The 19483-nt window shown below is 34.2% G+C and carries 13 protein-coding genes; 10 read left to right on the top strand and 3 right to left on the bottom strand.

All coding sequences use genetic code 11. The features are described from left to right. Window positions 1-8: 8 nt before the first annotated feature. The 4 genes from M0M44_RS21115 (at window position 9) to chiA (ending at window position 11048) form a co-directional block, all read left to right on the top strand. Window positions 9-1577 carry a RagB/SusD family nutrient uptake outer membrane protein gene (locus M0M44_RS21115; RefSeq protein ID WP_248727499.1) on the top strand — a complete coding sequence of 523 codons (1569 nt, stop codon included), beginning with the start codon at window positions 9-11 and terminating at the stop codon, window positions 1575-1577. 105 nt (window positions 1578-1682) lie between these two features. Continuing rightward, on the top strand, window positions 1683-3620 hold the full coding sequence (nagB, locus tag M0M44_RS21110) for a glucosamine-6-phosphate deaminase (RefSeq protein WP_248727498.1): 1938 nt from the start codon (window positions 1683-1685) through the stop codon (window positions 3618-3620). Window positions 3621-3773: 153 nt separating this feature from the next. Further along, entirely contained in the window at window positions 3774-5840 is a 2067-nt protein-coding gene (locus tag M0M44_RS21105; protein WP_248727497.1) for a beta-N-acetylhexosaminidase, read from the top strand. 471 nt (window positions 5841-6311) lie between these two features. Then, window positions 6312-11048, top strand: a complete 4737-nt coding sequence (gene chiA, locus M0M44_RS21100) for a T9SS-translocated chitinase ChiA (protein WP_248727496.1) — start codon at window positions 6312-6314, stop codon at window positions 11046-11048. A 195-nt stretch (window positions 11049-11243) separates the two neighbouring features. Here chiA and M0M44_RS21095 read toward each other — a convergent pair whose 3' ends face one another. Further along, window positions 11244-11474, bottom strand: a complete 231-nt coding sequence (locus tag M0M44_RS21095) for a hypothetical protein (protein WP_248727495.1) — start codon at window positions 11472-11474, stop codon at window positions 11244-11246. A gap of 208 nt (window positions 11475-11682) precedes the next feature. On the opposite strand from M0M44_RS21095, the gene M0M44_RS21090 reads away from it, so the two are divergent. Together M0M44_RS21090 and M0M44_RS21085 are read left to right on the top strand one after the other, a co-directional pair. Continuing rightward, a complete protein-coding gene (locus tag M0M44_RS21090; protein ID WP_248727494.1) occupies window positions 11683-12453 on the top strand; it encodes a TlpA family protein disulfide reductase in 771 nt (256 codons plus the stop codon). A gap of 323 nt (window positions 12454-12776) precedes the next feature. Next, the gene (locus M0M44_RS21085; RefSeq protein WP_248727493.1) at window positions 12777-14396 is read left to right on the top strand and encodes an ABC-F family ATP-binding cassette domain-containing protein; all 1620 of its coding nucleotides are present in this window, start codon (window positions 12777-12779) and stop codon (window positions 14394-14396) included. 295 nt (window positions 14397-14691) lie between these two features. Here the strand turns inward: M0M44_RS21085 and M0M44_RS21080 are convergent, their stop codons facing one another. Then, window positions 14692-14865: a hypothetical protein gene (locus M0M44_RS21080; RefSeq protein ID WP_198856286.1), complete on the bottom strand. Its 174-nt coding sequence runs from the start codon at window positions 14863-14865 to the stop codon at window positions 14692-14694. Between the two features lie 512 nt (window positions 14866-15377). Beyond that, window positions 15378-16094: a hypothetical protein gene (locus tag M0M44_RS21075; protein WP_248727492.1), complete on the bottom strand. Its 717-nt coding sequence runs from the start codon at window positions 16092-16094 to the stop codon at window positions 15378-15380. A 165-nt stretch (window positions 16095-16259) separates the two neighbouring features. Here M0M44_RS21075 and pyrR point away from each other — a divergent pair, with 165 nt between their 5' ends. The 4 genes from pyrR to M0M44_RS21055 all read left to right on the top strand — a co-directional run bounded on the left by pyrR (window position 16260) and on the right by M0M44_RS21055 (window position 19290). Beyond that, window positions 16260-16799, top strand: a complete 540-nt coding sequence (pyrR, locus tag M0M44_RS21070; RefSeq protein ID WP_091493031.1) for a bifunctional pyr operon transcriptional regulator/uracil phosphoribosyltransferase PyrR — start codon at window positions 16260-16262, stop codon at window positions 16797-16799. A gap of 100 nt (window positions 16800-16899) precedes the next feature. Further along, entirely contained in the window at window positions 16900-17826 is a 927-nt protein-coding gene (locus M0M44_RS21065) for an aspartate carbamoyltransferase catalytic subunit (RefSeq protein WP_029273654.1), read from the top strand. A 144-nt stretch (window positions 17827-17970) separates the two neighbouring features. After that, complete coding sequence (locus tag M0M44_RS21060) at window positions 17971-18303, top strand: ribonuclease Z (protein WP_248727491.1); 333 nt, start codon at window positions 17971-17973, stop codon at window positions 18301-18303. An 81-nt stretch (window positions 18304-18384) separates the two neighbouring features. Continuing rightward, window positions 18385-19290: a ribonuclease Z gene (locus M0M44_RS21055; RefSeq protein WP_248727490.1), complete on the top strand. Its 906-nt coding sequence runs from the start codon at window positions 18385-18387 to the stop codon at window positions 19288-19290. Window positions 19291-19483 lie beyond the last annotated feature (193 nt).

Genomic DNA, 19483 nt, shown 5'->3' with positions numbered 1-19483 from the left:
TTACAATCATGAAATTAAATAAATTCAAAAAAACAGCGATATGCTTCTCATTGCTTGCGGCTTTTGGTTGTACAGACAATTTTGAGGAGATCAATAAAAATCCTGAAGGCGCTACTACAGAGCAATTAGAACAGGATTATAACAATATTAAAAGTTTGTTTAAGCCTGCTTTTAGTAGAATATATATATCAGATATTACTTGGCAATATCAGATTCAGCAAAGTTTACAAGCTGATGGATGGTCTGGCTATATGATTACACCAGTTCCATTTGGAGATACTAATAATTACGATTATGCATTAAATCCTGGATGGAATGGTTATGCTTGGGAAAGAGCTTATGTAGATATTATTGCAAATCTTTACAAAGTTGAACAAAGAGCTAAAGGTAAATACGATCAGTTTTATGCTTGGTCATTGATTGTTAAAGTTGTTCAAATGCAACGTATTACAGATATGTATGGACCTGCAGTATATTCTAAATATGGTGCTGAAGGTTCTGCTCTTTACGATTCTCAAAAGGATATTTATCTTCAAATGTTTAAAGATTTAGATTTTGCAGTTACAGAATTAACTAAAAGAATCGATGCTGGGGAATCTTCTACTTTTAAAGGAACAGATTTATCTTCTTACGACGGAGATTATACACAATGGGTTAAATATGCAAACTCACTTCGTTTGAGAATGGCAATGAGAATTGTTAAAGTAGATCCTGCTTTAGCTAAAACTGAAGCTGAAAAAGCAGTTAATAATTCAATTGGTGTTCTTAAGGTTAATGCTGATGTTATGAAAGTTAAATCTCCTGTAGATCTTAACGTAATTGACGTAATGAGCCACTCTTGGGTTGGTTTATTTATGGGAGCAGACATGCAGTCTATCTTAGGAGGTTATCAAGATCCACGTATTTCTAAATATTGGAATACAGCAGAAATTACTCCTGGTGAGTATGCATCAATTAGAAATGGTGTAACGTATCCTTCTGGAACTACATATGCTAAATTCTCGCAAACGGGACCTAGAACAAAAACAGGAGAAGTTACTTGGATGTCTACTGCAGAGGTATATTTCCTTAGATCTGAAGGTGCTTTAAGAGGTTGGAATATGGGAGGAACAGCTCAAGAATTTTATGAAGCTGGTATTAGAGCATCTTTCGAACAGAATGGAGCAGAAGGAGCTTCGTCTTACGCTTCTGATAATACGAAAAAACCTCTTGATTATGTAGATCCATTATTCCCAGAAAATAATACTCCAGCAGTTTCTAAAATTACTGTTGCATGGGGAGCTACTAATGAAGAAAATCTTGAAAAAATTATAACTCAAAAATGGATTGCCACCTATCCTGATGGACAAGAAGCATGGTCTGAGTTTAGAAGAACAGGTTACCCTAAACTGTTCAGAATTAAAAACAATAAAAGTGGTGGCGTAATTAGTACTGAATTAGGAGTTAGAAGACTTCCTTTTGCTCAGTCTGAAGAAGCAAGTAACCCAGCAGGTGTTGCATCTGGAGTAACTGCCCTTGGTGGCCCTGATAACGGAGCTACAAGACTTTGGTGGGATGTTGATGCACCTAACTTCTAAAAAAAAATGGAATATTAAGTTTGGTTAGTAGTATGGTATAGATGGCGAAAGCTATCTATACCATTCTTAAAACCAAAATGGTACTTACTACAAAAAAGAAAAGAAATGAAAAGTGCTTTAGAAATAAAATCTGATATTAGTTACAAAAGCGCGGGAAAATTTGAAGAAACTCGATTTGAGAAAATTCATATTGAAATCTTTAAAGGCTCGATTGAAGCTTCTGTAATTGTAGCCCAGGAAATTGCGCAGCTAATTAGATCTAAGCAGGAGAAAAATAAATCTTGTGTTTTAGGTCTGGCAACAGGTTCTTCTCCTATCAAAGTTTATGAGGAACTAGTGAGAATGCACAGAGAAGAAGGACTTAGTTTTAACAATGTAATCACCTTTAATCTGGACGAATATTATCCAATGACTAAGGAGAATAATCAGAGTTATCATTATTTCATGCATGAGCATCTTTTTAATCACATTGATATCAAACCTGAAAATATTAATATTCCTGATGGTACAGTAGCAATTGAGGAAATCAATCAATATTGTATTGATTATGAGATGAATATTAAAAATGCAGGTGGACTTGATTTTCAATTGCTTGGAATTGGTAGAACAGGACACGTTGGATTTAACGAGCCAGGTTCGCATATCAATTCAGGAACAAGAATTATTACCTTAGATCATATCACAAGAGTCGATGCTTCATCTGCTTTTAATGGTATCGATAATGTGCCGAAACGTGCCATAACAATGGGGGTTTCAACCATCATGAGGTCAAAACGTATTGTTTTGATGGCTTGGGGGCAAAATAAAGCAGATATTATCAAAAGAACAGTTCAAGGCGATATCAGTTCAGAAATTCCAGCAACATTTTTACAGAATCATCCAAATGCAACTTTTGTTTTAGATCAGTCGGCAGCTTCAGAGCTAACCCGTTTCAAAACGCCTTGGTTAGTTGGTGAATGTCTTTGGACTCCTGAATTAAAAAGTAAAGCGATTGTTTGGCTATGTCAAAAAACAAAACAATCAATTCTGAAATTGACAGACCGTGATTATAACAATAATGGAATGTCTGATCTTTTGGCTCAAGAGGGTTCTGCTTATGATATGAATATTAATATGTTCAATATTTTGCAGCACACTATTACCGGATGGCCAGGAGGAAAACCAAACACAGATGATTCATTTCGTCCAGAAAGGGCAAATCCGGCAAAGAAGAGGATAATACTTTTTAGTCCGCACCCAGACGATGATGTAATTTCTATGGGAGGGACATTTTCGAAGTTAATCAAACAGGGACACGATGTTCACGTGGTGTATCAGACTTCAGGAAACATTGCTGTTTCAGATGATGAAGCATTAAAATTTGCAGAAGTTGCGAGCGATTTTATCGGAGATGAAAAATCAGATATCAATTTCAAATCAGTAATCGAATTTCTAAATAACAAATCTGAAAATCAGATCGATTCTTTAGAAGTAAGAAAATTAAAAGGATTGATTAGAAGAAGAGAATCTTACGGAGCAACAAGATATATCGGACTGAAAGATGAGAATACACACTTTTTAGATCTTCCTTTTTATGAAACGGGACAAGTTAAAAAGAATCCGTTAGGGCCAGAAGATATTGCTATTGTAAAAAATATTATTGCAAAAATAAAACCACATCAAGTTTTTGCTGCTGGAGATCTTGCAGATCCGCACGGAACACATGAGGTTTGTTTAAATGCCATTTTTGCAGCTTTAAAAGAACTAAAACCAGAACCGTACATGGACGACTGTTGGTTGTGGCTTTATAGAGGAGCTTGGCACGAGTGGGATATTCACGAAATTGATATGGCAGTTCCATTAAGCCCATCAGAGGTTTTGTTGAAACGTCATGCTATTTTACACCATCAGTCTCAAAAAGACAGGGTGATGTTTCAAGGTAACGACTCTCGTGAATTTTGGGTTAGGGCAGAAGATCGAAATAAAAATACAGCCATCTTATATGATGAATTAGGTTTGGCTGAGTATGAAGCGATCGAAGCTTTTAAACGTTTTGATTACTAAAAAGAATTTCTGATTCACTTTATAATGAATCAAATAGCAAAATTCAGATTGATCTCATAGCAAAGTGAGGTAAAAGCTGAAATCATTCTGAGTTTTGTTTTTTTATAAATTTAGGATAATTATAAAAAAACTATCCGACCAAAAAAAAGAAAAATGAAATATCTATTTGTATTATTATTTGCAGGTTTAGCCGCAGGTGCTCAAGTCCAGAAGGAGCAACTGAATATTATGCCTTGGCCTCAGAATGTTGTTATTAATGAAGGTAATTTTAATTTAACTAAAAATTTTAAAGTAAACATTACAGGAAATCCAAATGCTAGAATATTTGGAGGAGTAACTCGTTTTTTGCGCCGCTTAGATGGTCGAACAGGTATTTTCTTTGAACAAGGTTTTATAACTAAATTAAATGAATTTCCAAATGCAGAATTACAGATCAATTGTACTAAAAGCGGTAAAATTGGTTTGTACGAAGACGAAAGTTATCATTTAGATATCACTTCTAATAAAATAACTATAAACGCTTCAAGCGATTTAGGAGCTTTACATGGTTTGGAGACATTGTTGCAGATGCTTCAAAACAATTCAAAATCTTTTTATTTTCCAGTTTCAAAAATTTCAGATTTCCCAAGATTTACATGGAGAGGTTTAATGATAGATGTTTCCAGACATTTTCAGCCAATTGATGTAATTAAAAGAAATATTGATGCATTGGCAGCGATGAAAATGAATGTTTTTCATTGGCATTTGGTTGATGATCAAGGTTGGAGAATCGAAATGAAAAAACATCCAAAGTTTACTCAATTAGCTTCGGATGGAATGTATTACACACAAGAGGAAATTAAAAATATCGTAAAATATGCTGATGAGCGCGGTATTTTAATTGTTCCAGAAATAGATGTTCCAGGTCACGGATCTGCAATTTTAACGGCTTATCCAGAAATTGGCAGTAAAGTAATCACGCTGACAGGAGGAACATCCGAAAAAAATATTCAAGGTACAGCAATTGCTACCTATGGAATTGAAAGAAATGCGGGTATTTTTTCGCCAACATTAGATCCTTCAAATCCTAAAACATATCAATTATTAAGTGAAGTTTTTGATGAGGTTTGTCCATTATTTCCAGGTGCTTATTTCCATATTGGAGGAGATGAAAACGAAGGAAAAGATTGGGATGCAAATCCGAAGATTCAAGAATTCAAAAAGAAACATAATTTAAAAACCAACCACGAATTGCAAACTTATTTTACCATGCAATTGGCACCGATGTTAAAAAAGCACGGAAAACAATTAATGGGCTGGGAAGAAATCTTGACAAAAGATTTGTCTAAAGAAGCTATTGTACATTCTTGGAGAGGTCCAAATGAAGGAATGCCAGCAGGGCAATCTTTAGTAGATGCAGTTAAAAAAGGATACAAAACCGTTCTTTCAAATGGCTATTATATCGATCTAATGTACCCAATAGCAAGCCATTATTTAAATGATCCGATGCCAAAAGGAGCTAATTTAACTAGCGATGAAAAAGCAAGAATCTTGGGTGGAGAAGCAACAATGTGGACAGAATTGGCTACACCAACCACGATAGATTCTAGAGTTTGGCCAAGAACAGCTGCTATTGCCGAAAGACTTTGGTCTGCAGAAGATGTTGTGGATGTAGAAAATATGCGTAAACGTTTAGAACATATTTCTTTCAGATTAGAAGAGTTAGGCATTACGCACATTCGCAACAAAGATGTTATTTTAAGAAATATTGCCAATAATCAAAACATTCAGTCGCTTGAAGAATTTTCTAAAGTAAGCGAGCCTTTAAAAGGATATACTCGTAACAAAGGAGGAACAGAGTACCAGATGTATTCTCCGTTTACATTGTTTGCAGATGCATGCGGACCAGACGCAAAAGATGCACTTGCATTTGATGCTGCAGTAAATCAATATTTAGCAAATAAATCGGCTGATAATAAAGCAAAAGTAACTGCATTTTTTAATAAATGGATTGCTGTAGATAAAGACTTAACAGCGCTAAGTGCTAATGCGCCATTAGTGCAGCCAATTTTGCCTTTGTCAAAAAAATTAAGTGATGCATCACAAGAATTATTGCTTGTATTAGATAATAAATCGACTTTAAAACCAGCAGATTTAAAAAGTTTAATAGAGCAATGCAATACAAAAGATCATGCTGACGTAGAATTGTCAGTTTATGAGAGTTTAAAGAAACTAATATAAAATTTTGGTTGAGTTAGTGTTAATTAGAGTTACCATTGATCAGGCTTTTAGCTATCTCTGCCAGAGTTCCACGGTAGAGATGGTTAGGGCTGAGATTTGTGATATAAGAAGCACTTAACTTAATCGGATAATAAAATATAAGCCATGAAATTAGTATTAACCTTTAAAACCAAATAGAAGAATAAGAATACCATAAAACATGACAAAAAACGAGAGTATAGATTGATGATTAGTCCCAAATCTATCATTTGTATTTAAGATTATTTTTAGAATTATAAATAAATATCAATCACTGCTATTTACTAATGATTATGAATGAATCAGTAATAGTAATATTTATCTATAGAATGTAATTTGAGTTTATTTCCAATCGACCGCGGGGTTCCAATCTGCAGTTGAGCGAAACCCAGAAGGTGTTGAAAGCTTCTGTGGCCCAATTATTTATTTTCTATTAACTAATATTTATTAACTATGAAACATTATTACAGATTGCTCTTTTTGTTATTGTTTCCCTTACTAGCGTTGGCTCAACCAGCTCACGGAAAAAAAGTAGTGGGGTATTATGCGCAATGGTCTATCTATGCTAGGGATTTTAATGTTCCTAAAATTGACGGAAGTAAAATAACGCATTTAAATTATTCTTTTTATGGGACAACTTATGATCCTGCACATCCAGAGAATACCAAGTTAAAATGTTTAGACACTTATGCTGATTTTGAGCATATGGAAGGCGGCATTCCGTGGGATGCGCCAGTTAAAGGAAACTTTTATGATTTAATGAAATTAAAAGAAAAGTATCCGCATTTAAAAATTTTAATTTCTGTTGGAGGCTGGACAAAAGGACAAGATCTTTCTCCAATTGCTGCAAGTCCTGTAGCAAGAGCAGCTTTAGCAGCAGATATGGCAAACTTTATTACTACATATCCGTTTATTGATGGTTTCGATATCGATTGGGAATATCCTCTTTCGGGTGGAACTGACGGTACAGAAATAGTAAATGGCGCGCCTGTTCCTCCGCAAAAATACAGTCCAGACGACAATAAAAATTTAGTGCTTTTGTTAAAAGCGATGCGTCAGGCAATGCCAAATAAATTGGTTACTATTGCTGCTGGAAACAATGTTAGAAACGTTGCTAAACAGTATTTAGGGCCAAACAACAGATCGCAGTATGGAATGACCGAAGATATTTCGACTTACTGTGATTATATTACCTATTTCGGATATGATTTTGGAGGAAACTGGTATGATAAAACTTGTTACAATGCTCCTTTATATGCGAGCGGGAATCCAAACGATCCGTTGTATGGCGCAACGCAATCAGAATCATTAGACGAATTAACGAATCAATATCTAAATGTAATTGGTTTTCCTGCCAATAAATTAATCATGGGATTGCCTTTCTACGGAAAAAAATTTGATAACGTTGCTGCAAATTCAACAAACGGATTATTTGTTGCAGCACCAAGATATATAGTTCCTGGATGTACTAATCCTCAAAACCCAACAGGAACATGGGATGGTTCGGGAGCTTGTGAAAAATCTGGAAGTATCGAAATCTGTGATTTAGTTGGAAATCCAGTTACCAATTCGCATGCTTATTTAGATCCAAATACGATGATGGTAACGCCATCTGCGGCTTCAGCAGGATGGGTTCGTTATTTTGATAATACTACCAAAGTTCCATATTTATATAACGCTACTACCAAAGAGTTTATTTCTTATGAAGATAAACAGTCAATGGATTTAAAAGTACAGTATATAAAATCAAGAAACTTAGCAGGAGGTATGATTTGGGAATTATCTCAAGATACCAGAGGATCAATTCCTAATTCATTATTAAACCAAGTTGATACTTCTTTCGGAAGCGTTGTTCCAGGGACAGTGAGTATTTCTGGTTCTGTAAAAAACGGATCAACTTTGATTACCAATGTTACGGTTGAATTGCGAAATGCAAGCAATGCAGTAATTCAAACTGTAGTTTCTGCTAATGGAAACTTTGCATTCAATAATTTAACTTCAGGACAAAACTATTCGCTTACAGCTTTAAAAGCGAGTTATACATTTGTTCCAGTATCGCTAAATAATGTAACCGTAAATCAGACAGCAGTTGTGATTAATGGAACACAGCCAACATATACTGTAAGCGGAACAGTTCTGGACGGGACTACTCCAGTTTCGGGTGTAACGGTTTCTGCGGTTTCAGGAAGTACAACTTTAACAGCAGTTTCAAATGCAAGCGGAACTTACAGCGTTGCAGGTTTAACAGCTGGTTTAAACTTCACAGTTTCAGCTTCAAAATCTGGATTTTCTTATACTCCAGCTTCAACAGTTTACAATGCAATCGATGCTAACAAGACGTTGAATTTTACTCAAGGCGCAGCAATTGTAACGTACACTGTAAGCGGAACAGTTCTTAACGGAACAACTCCAGTTTCTGGCGTAACCATTACGGCGGCTTCTACAGCAGGAAATGTTACGGCAACAACTAATTCAAGTGGAGCATATTCATTGACTTTAGCTTCTGGCGGAAATTATACTGTAACTGCAGCTTTAACAGGCCAGACATTCACGCCAGCATCGACAGTTTATTCTAATTTGAATGCTAACAAAACATTAAACTTTGCTCAAGATGTTGTAACGACTTCAAGCAAAATTAGCGGAACAGTTAAAAACGGAACAACTCCAGTTTCAGGAGCCAAAGTAGAATTGGTTTTACCTTGGACAGATAACGCACATCCTTGGAAAAGTGTTCTGGCAACAACAGATGCACAAGGAAAATACAGTTTTGATAATTCTGTTGTAGACGGTTATACAACCATTACAAGTTTGAAGTTAAATACTTGGTCAAACGGAGAGGTAAATTATTATCCAAATAATTTGGCAAACTTTCCTGTTCCATCATCTCCAACAGTTTACAACTTTAATACAAGTTCAACGGCTAAAGCAGCATTAGCAGCGGCGACAAATTTAATTAGCGGAACAGTTAAAAACGGAACAACTCCAGTTTCAGGAGCCAAAGTAGAAATTGTTTTACCTTGGACAGATAACACACACAACTGGAAAAGTGTTTTAGCAACAACAGATGCATCTGGAAACTATACTTTCGATAATTCGGTTGTAGCAGGTTATACGCAAATCTTAAGTTTGAAATTAAATTCATGGCAAAACGGAGAAGTAGCATACTTCCCAAATAATCTGGCAAACTTTGCTGTTCCGACAACGCCAACAGTTTATAATTTCAATACACAAGCGGTGGTTACGACTAAGCCTGTGGTTGCTATTACAGCGCCAACAGCTTCGGCGATTGCTATAAATTTAGGATCATCGATTAATTTTGTTGCAAGTGTTGGATTAAGTGCTGCAGATGCTACTACAATCTCTTCTGTTGCATTTAGTTTAGACGGACAAAATTTGAGCGCTACTAATTCTTCTGGAACTTATACAGCAGTTTGGACACCAGTAGCAAATCAGTTTTCGCAAAGTCATACCTTAACTGTTACGGCTACGGCTTCGAATGGAACAACAGATTCGAAAATATATAGTTTTACATTAAACTGTTCAGGTGCAAACTGTCCAAATGCATTACCTGTAATTACTTGGAATTCACCATCAAATACTACTATTTACCAAAGTTCTTTTCAAGTTGTACCAATTTCAGTTACAGCTGTTGATAGTGACGGATCAGTTTCTGGTGTTACTATTACCATAAATGGAGGAACATTTAATATGACAGCAGGTACAAATAATACTTATACGTATAATTTTACGCCAACCGCTTATCAGGATTATCCAATTGTAATCAAAGCAACCGATAACAAAGCTGCTGTAACTACATTCAACAATACCATTAAAATTGCTACTATAAGTGGTAATCGATTTATACCGCTTCCATCTAAAATTATTTTAGGATACGCGCACTCTTGGGAAAATACTGCAGCTCCATTTTTATATTTTTCTCAAATGGTCGGAAGTAAGTTTAATGTAGTGGATTATTCTTTCGTAGAAACGGTTAATCGCGATGGTTATACACCAATATTAACAACAAATGACGCAAGATATTTGACTAATGGCGTTTTCAATAAGCAATTGTTGAAAAACGATATCAAAGCCTTAAGAGATAGCGGTGTTCCTGTTATTGTTTCTATTGGAGGTCAAAATGGTCATGTTGTTTTAGATAATGTTACTCAAAAAAATATTTTTGTTAACGGTCTAAAAGCTATTATTGACGAGTATCAATTTGATGGAGTTGATATTGATTTTGAAGGCGGATCGATGAATTTTAGCGCAGGAGGTTTAAGAGATATTTCTTATGCGGGTATTTCGGCTTATCCAAGATTAAAAAACGTAGTAGATGCTTTCAAAGAATTAAAAGCGTACTATGGACCTGGATTTTTATTAACTGCAGCTCCAGAAACGCAATACGTACAAGGAGGATATACTACTTATACAGATACTTTTGGTTCGTTCCTTCCAATTATTCAAAACTTGCGTAATGAATTGGATTTGTTAGCGGTACAATTGTATAACACAGGAGGAGAAAACGGATTAGATGGTCAATATTATGGTACGGCTAAGAAAGCAAACATGGTTACAGCCTTAACAGATATGATCATAAAAGGATATAACATTGCTTCAACAGGAATGCATTTTGATGGTTTGCCAGCCTCAAAAGTTCTTATTGCATTGCCAGCTTGTCCGAGTGCAGCAGGTAGCGGATATCTAACTCCGACAGAAGGAATTAACGCTATGGACTATTTAAGAAACGGAACCAATTTCACTGGAAGAACCTACACGATGCAGCCTGGCGGACCGTATCCTTCTTTGAGAGGTTTAATGACTTGGTCTGTAAACTGGGATGCCTCTTCTTGTGGTAATTCATCTGAATTGTCTAAAGCATACGCAGCTTATTTTGCATCGCAAGCTACGGCTAAAACATTGGCTGTAGAAGATATAACGACTGATAGTAATACGACTGTGGCTTATTTTAGAAACAATACTTTATCGGTATCTAATGATACAGAAGAGATTGCTCAGGTTGATGTATTCAATACAATAGGACAGAATGTTACAAGTTCTAGAAATATTCAAAATAATAAAGAAGTATTGCTTCATAGTCCAAGTTTTGCTAGTAGACAAATTTTTGTAGTGATAGTAACAGATAAATCTGGACACAAAAAGTCATTGAAAGTAATGAACTTTTTAAACTAATATAAAAGAATTGAAAATTTAGAAATAAAAAACGGGACGGTTAAAATTGAGTTTGGTTATTTATGTTTTAATCTATTTTATTTCTAACAAATGCGACTTTAGGTAATTTGTTATTTGGTTTTTGCCTAAAGAGGTGCATTATGAACCTGGTAGTTTTACTGCCAGGTTTTTTTAGTTTTGATCATTTCTAGTATTTTATGCATCCAAATAAGGATCTAAAACTTCTGCGAGTTTGTTAAGCCAATAAAAACTGTCATCAATATTCTTTACCCCAAATTTGATGATTTCGCAATCTCTCATAACACATAATGAAAGTACATTATTTACTTCTCGTATCATTTTTGCCATTTCTTTATAATTAATCTTATCAGTAAAAAAATCATTTAATCTTGTTTCAACTTCGGTTGAAAAGTCATCTGTAATCATAATCTTATAATTTTTGTAAATTAAATAATAATTATTTTTAAACATGACACTTATTTGTGTCAATCGGCTGTAAATACGGTTATTAGTGAAATTTAAGGATTTAAAGACCTTTGCGAACTTTAAGTATGCCTTCGCTCCCGATAACTATCGAGATTGCGGTTAAAAAGAAATCCGTACTTTTGAATTTACAATTATCGCATAAAACTTCATGAAAATATCATTCACTACTATAATTGCATTCTTAATTTTCGCTACTTCTTTCGCTCAAAATAAATTCGGAAATCCAGAAGTTGATCCCATTCAAATTCAGAAAACTTACGAGCAATGGACGGTTTATAATAAAGGAATAATGCTTTCGAGAGATTTTACTGCCTTAGATTCAGCTTCAAAAGAAATCTCAAAAGAAGCTTTTTTAGATCAGCTGGCAAATGGAAACTTCATTCCAGTTCGATTGAAGTCAGAAGCCAATATTTACGTTTATAAACTATTCAAAATTCAGCCCAAAACAAATACGAGCATAAAAGCAACAATCAATCAAATTGGTTTTGATGCTTACAAAAACTACAAAATGGAAGGAACCGCTTTTCCAAAATTTTCATTTAAAGATTTAGACGGAAATCTGGTTACGAACGAATCCATGAAGGGAAAAATCATAGTGATAAAATGCTGGTACATTCACTGTACGCCTTGTATTAGAGAATTTCCTCAAGTCAATAAATTAGTTTCAGAATACAAAGACCGAAACGATATTGTTTTTATGAGTTTAGCCGAAGATTCAGCAGAACAATTAAAAACGTTTTTAGCTAGAAAACCTTTGACTTATTCTGTAATTCCAGATATGAAAGTCTATATGAATGAATCTCTGCAATTGAATTCATTCCCAACACATTTCATCATCAACAAAGAAGGAATGATTGCTAAAGTGCTTCCGAACTTTGAGAGTCTTGAAGTGGCTTTGGCGAAAGAAACCAAGCTGTAAGTTAAATTAATCTCGCAATCCCCATAGCTATCGGGAGCGAAGTCGCAAAGTTTTATGGCAAAGTAACCTCATTTTTGTCATTTCGAGGAACGAGAAATCTCCACAAGTAGCTCGACAAAGATTAGAAATTATAGGGACGGAGTTTCTTGCGAAGATTTCTCGTTCCTCGAAATGACAAGATTATGTAGTAATCAGATTGGTAAAACAAAACTCTGCGCCTCTGCGAGAACCCATCATCAGCATAAAAAACTTTGAACCTTTGCATCTTTGCAACTCTGAACCTTTTTCCGTACTTTTGCACCAAATTAATTAAAAAGACATTCATGTTAACAGTCAATAATTTATCAGTTCAGTTTGGTAAAAGAATTTTATTCGACGAAGTAAATACTACGTTTACTCACGGAAATATTTACGGCGTTATTGGAGCTAATGGAGCAGGAAAATCTACTTTCTTAAAAGTGATTTCGGGCGATATTGATCCAACTTCGGGGCATATTCATTTAGAGCCAGGGAAACGTATGTCGGTTTTAAACCAGAACCACAACATGTTCGACGAACATACTGTTTTGGAGACCGTTTTAATGGGAAATAAAGTTCTGTACGCTGTTAAAAAAGAAATGGATGAACTTTATTTAGATTATAATGATGCTAATGCAGACAGAATAGGGGAGTTACAAGTTCAGTTTGAAGAAATGAACGGATGGAACGCCGATTCTGATGCTGCAGCAATGTTGTCTAACTTAGGAATCACAGAAGCAGACCATTATACTTTAATGGGTGATATGGAAGGAAAAATGAAAGTTCGTGTGCTTTTGGCGCAGGCACTTTTCGGAAATCCTGACTTACTGATTATGGATGAGCCTACCAACGATTTGGATTTTGAGACAATCGCTTGGTTAGAAAACTTCTTAGCAAACTACGAAAACACTGTAATCGTTGTATCTCACGACCGTCACTTTTTAGATGCGGTTTGTACACATATTTCTGATATTGATTTCGGAAAAATTAACCACTACTCAGGAAACTATACATTCTGGTACGAGTCTAGCCAATTAGCGGCAAAACAACGTGCACAACAGAACAAAAAAGCAGAAGAGAAGAAACAGGAGTTGGAAGAATTTATTCGTCGTTTTAGCGCAAACGTTGCGAAATCTAAACAAGCAACTTCTCGTAAAAAAATGATTTCGAAATTAAATATTTCAGAAATTAAACCATCAAGCCGTCGTTATCCTGCCATTATTTTTGATCAGGATCGTGAAGCAGGAGATCAAATCTTAAATGTAGAAAACTTGTCTGCTTCTGTAGATGGAGAAGTTTTATTTAAAGATATTAACCTGAATATGGCGAAAGGCGATAAAATCGTTCTTTTTTCTAAAGATTCACGTGCAACAACAGCTTTCTACGAAATCTTAAACAACGAACAAAAAGCAGATTCTGGAACTTTCGATTGGGGAATTACAACAAACCAAGCGTATTTACCAGCTGAAAACCACAAATACTTCGAAAACGATTTGACTTTAGTAGACTGGTTGCGCCAATATGCTAAAACAGAAGAAGAGCGTGATGAGGTATTTATTAGAGGTTTCTTAGGGAAAATGATTTTCTCTGGAGAAGAAGCTTTAAAAACGTCTAGAGTTTTATCTGGAGGAGAAAAAGTACGTTGTATGCTTTCTAGAATGATGATGGAGCGTGCAAACGTTTTAATGCTAGATGAGCCAACAAATCACTTAGATTTGGAATCTATTACAGCTTTTAACAACTCATTGAAAAATTTTAAAGGTTCTGTAATTTTTACAACACATGACCACGAGTTCGCGCAGACTGTTGGTAACAGAATAGTAGAGTTGACACCAAACGGTGTTATCGATCGTTACATGACATTTGATGAATATCTTGATGATGAAAAAATTCAGGAACAAAGAAAGAAGATGTACAATCTTTAGTCTTTAAATTCTAATATTAAAAATCCCAAATTCCAAAATCTACTTAGAAATTGGAATTGGGATTTTTTATTTGGGTATAATTCTAAACACATAGAAACATAGTTTTTTAGTGTCGAATTAAGTACGAATAAGAACTACAAAAGAGAATTATATTCTTTCACATAGCTATGTTTTTTAAAAAAAGTGAAACGCCTTTCTACGATTTCAAAAACTATGTTTCTATGTGTTTAAAAAGAAAATCCCAAACTCCAGTTTTTATTTGAAATTTGGGATTTTTTAATTTGTTATTTATCACTTATTTACTGCCGAACATTTTGGCAAAGATCCAGATAATAATCGCAACGATAAAGATTACGATAAATATCCCGAATCCCATTCCGGCTTTAAAAATGTCTCCTATAACTTCACAGCTTGTAAATGAAAACAGTATTACGAATACCATTAACAATCTAAGTATTTTATTTTGCATGATGTTGAGTTTTTAAGTTCAATAATAAAATTACTTCAACAATCGTGGAAATGTGTTATAGAATTTTTCGGAAATGTTTTAGGATTTTGATTTTATAAATTTCATTTCAAAATAGACAAGACCGATAATTACAGCTATTTCTGCTAGAAAGTAAGCAATGCCATATATTGAAATTGTTTCATAATTATATAAGACTATGCTTAATGTCAAAATACAATATAGAATATTAGCGCTACAGATTATTTTTAAAAACGATTTCCAATTTTGCTTCACTAAAAAATAACTGCTTATTGAATAGATGAAAAAAAGTAAAGCAATGGATGAAAGACATTCGAAAACATCTTTGGATAAACCGAAAAATTCATTGAAATTTTTAAGGATAAAATAGAGTATAAGAGTTGTAAGCAATGCTCCAAATGCATCAAATAAAAATATGTTTTTGGGATTTAAGATAATTTTTTGTAGAGATGTTTTCATTTGTGATTGTTGTCAATTAGATTCCGTTAAAAATATTACTGATTTAAAAAATCTAAAGCTTTTTGTGTCAAAGTACATTTTTTCTCATGAAAAAACGCTAGGCATTTTCTTAGTTCCAAATGATCGTTTGTATTTCCAACAAAAGTAAATTTAGAATTTGTTTTGGTAATTTCAATGTTAGTGGTCTTGTGAGCCAGGTAGATATCAATTTTTTCAATGTTATTGTAGTATCCTGTAGTGTTCCAAAAAAAACCTCTGTGTTCAAAAGATTCGTCTTTTAAAATTAGTTTGGGATTGAAATTGTTGCTTCCGCACACAAATGGAAGTTTTATAGTTTTTAAACCTACGAAGCCAGCAATTAATTTTACATCAATATCTTTTCTATTAATATATATAATGATGGGATTTTGACCATCTAAGTCTCTTTTTGAACGACCAAATAAGCCTATTTCACTTTCATTGAGTGCTAATGTATTTATTTCTGATGGATGAACATAGGTATACATTCCATAATAATGCCCTGATATTGACCATCCTTGAGCCTTTTTAAGAGTGGTAACTCCAAAATCACCAGCAGGAGATCCGATATGAACAGGACCATATTCGGACATGATTTTAATAGCTTCGCTTTTCAAGTTTTTAATTGAGTCAGTATTATCAAAAACAATGTAAGTTCCGTTTTGAAATAAAACCCAATCTTGAAATTTAGGATTGATGGCAAGTTTTACATTTTCAATTAAAGTCTGGTTCATTTATTATTTACTATTAAAATTTATGAAATAAAAATATTCACAATACGAAAATATACTATAAAGTGGTTAGGAAGATATAAAAGTCATAAAATATTTCCCCATCCAACACCCCAACAAATAAAATCAGATTCCGTATATTTGCCCGATCAATCATTACAATTAATTATGAGCCAGAAAGTATTACTTAATTCAAAAGAAGTTACTATCATACTTCACCGTTTGGCTTGTCAGTTAATCGAAAAACATCTTGATTTTTCAAATACTATTTTAGTAGGAATTCAGCCAAGAGGCGTTTTTCTAGCTGAACGTTTAAAACAAATATTAGAAAACGAATACCAAGTTCCTGAAATTTCTTTGGGATATTTAGACATCACTTTTTTTAGAGATGATTTCCGTCGTACTGATAAACCGCTTGAAGCCAATAAAACCCAAATCAATTTTATAGTTGAAGACAAAAAAGTCATTTTTATCGATGACGTTTTGTTTACAGGCCGAAGCATTCGTTCTGCGTTAACTGCCATTCAATCTTTTGGAAGACCTTCAGAAATCGAATTATTGGTTTTAATTGATAGACGTTTCAGCCGTCATTTACCAATTCAGCCCGATTATCGAGGTCGTCAGGTAGATGCTATTAATGGTGAAAAAGTAATTGTAAGCTGGAAAGAAAATGATGGTGAAGATGTTGTTCACTTAGTGACAAATTAGTTTAATCGGTTAACCGGTTAATTGTTTAATCGGAAAAACCAAACGATTAAATAATTTAACAAAGAAACGATTAAACAAACAAAACATATAAACACACACAATGAAAGAATTAAGCGTAAATCATTTATTAGGAATAAAATATATCAACGAGAATGATATTAACCTGATTTTTGAAACGGCAGATCATTTTAAAGAAGTCATTAATAGACCGATTAAAAAAGTTCCTTCATTACGAGATATTACCATTGCCAATATTTTCTTCGAAAACAGTACCAGAACCAAACTTTCTTTCGAATTAGCGCAGAAACGTCTTTCTGCAGATGTGATCAGTTTTTCTGCAGCTCAATCATCCGTTAAAAAAGGAGAAACTTTGATTGATACTGTAAATAATATCCTTTCCATGAAAGTTGACATGGTTGTAATGCGCCACTCTAATCCCGGAGCGGCTTATTTTTTATCTAAAAATGTCAAAGCTAGTATTGTAAACGCTGGAGACGGTGCGCACGAACATCCAACGCAGGCTTTACTAGACAGTTATTCTATTAGAGAAAAATTAGGTGATGTTGCAGGAAAAAAAGTAGTGATTGTTGGAGATATTCTGCATTCGAGAGTGGCTTTATCCAACATATACGCTTTGCAGATGCAAGGTGCAGAAGTAAAAGTTTGCGGACCAAAAACACTGATTCCGAGATATATTGAATCGCTTGGTGTTACAGTGGAGCCGAATTTACGTAAAGCGTTAGAATGGTGTGACGTTGCCAATATGCTTCGTGTACAAAACGAACGTATGGATGTGAATTTCTTTCCATCAACACGCGAATACGCGCAGCAATATGGGGTTGACAAACCACTTTTGGATTCGCTAGGAAAAGAAATCGTAATCATGCACCCAGGACCAATCAATAGAGGTGTAGAGATTACATCTGAAGTGGCCGATTCTGATCATTCAGTTATCTTGAATCAGGTAGAGAATGGAGTTGCGATTAGAATGGCGGTTATTTATTTGCTGGCTTCTAAGATACAGTAATTTTTAATTTTTTAGTTTCAAGTTTCAGGTTTCAGGTTTCAAGTTTAGCTGTTGTGGCTTGACAAACTTTAAACCTGAAACTTGAAACTAAAAAAAACTTACTAAATTAGCATCATAAAATACAAGCCCCCACAAATTATAAAAATGAAAGTAGATCAAAAAGGACATACCGTTACGATTAAAGATACACAAGGAGATGTAAACGCTTTCTTGGAAAAAGTGACGCAACAGTTTAAAACCTTTGAAAAACAAAATATTATAATCGATTTATCGGCTAATGCAGCAATTACAGAAAAAGATTTGAAAGCTTTTTTACCACTTTCTAAGCTTCATAAAAAAACAAAAAAATCTTTTGTTATAGTTGCAACCGATCTTGATTTTAATGCTATTTCAGATAAATTAGCAGTGGTTCCTTCTCTTTTGGAAGCTCATGATATTATCGAAATGGAAGAAATCGAAAGAGACCTAGGGTTTTAATTGTAGATTTTAGAGTTCAGATTTTAGATTTTGAATGTTGAGGTCTAAAAAACAATCTAAAATCTAAAATCAACAATCTAAATGAAACTTACAATACTGGGCTGTTACGCCGCAACTCCGAGAACACTTACTAATCCGACTTCGCAGGTTCTGGAAATTAAAAATCGATTGTTTTTAATTGATTGTGGAGAAGGAACTCAAGTTCAGCTTCGAAAGAATAAGATTAAATTCTCAAAAATCAATCATATTTTTATTTCCCATCTTCACGGAGATCATTTGTACGGATTAATTGGGACGATTTCTACTTTTTCTCTTTTGGGAAGAACAACCGATTTACATATTTATGGTCCAAAAGGAATTAAAGAATTAATTCTTCTTCAGTTAAGATTGACTGAATCTTGGACAACTTATTCTTTGTTTTTTCACGAATTAGAATCAAAAGAAAGTGAAGTTATTTTTGAAGATAAAAAGGTTATTGTAAAAACGATTCCGTTAAAGCATCGCGTTTATACCAATGGCTTTCTGTTTCAAGAAAAACCAGATGAAAGAAAATTAGATATTGAAGCAGTTCAGCATTATGATATTCATGTGGCTTATTATCAGAAAATTAAAAATGGAAGTGATATCACACTTGACGATGGAACTGTAGTTGAAAATAAAAAATTGACTTTTGATCCGCCGCCAACAAAAAGTTATGCCTTCTGTTCTGATACCGTTTACAATGAAGAGATTATTCCGATTATACAGAATACAGATATTTTATATCACGAGTCTACGTTTCTGGAATCTGAAGCAAGGCTAGCAGAAAAAACATTGCATTCGACAGCAAAAGAAGCGGCAAATATTGCATTGAAAGCCAATATAAAACAATTAATTTTAGGTCATTATTCAACACGTTACGACGGAATTGAGCGTTTTAAAGAAGAAGCCGAAACGGTTTTTCCAAATGTGCTTTTAGGAGATGATGGACGTAGTTTCGAGTTTTAACTAAAAAAGGTTCTAAGGTTCTGAGATGCTGAGGTTCTAAGGGACTAAGTTTGTATATGGTTGCTTAAAGTTTGAAGTTTGAAGTTTTAAATTTGTCAGGCTGAACAAAGTCGAAGCCCATGTTTGCAAAGCAAGTTCTGTTTCTAAAAACACTTCGATTTCGCTTAGTGTGACAGTCAAATATTCAGATTTA

Source organism: Flavobacterium humidisoli (assembly GCF_023272795.1).
GTDB classification, from domain to species: Bacteria; Bacteroidota; Bacteroidia; order Flavobacteriales; family Flavobacteriaceae; genus Flavobacterium; species Flavobacterium humidisoli.
The sequence above is the reverse complement of the archived record's forward strand: the minus strand, read 5'-3'. Positions and strand labels throughout refer to the sequence as shown.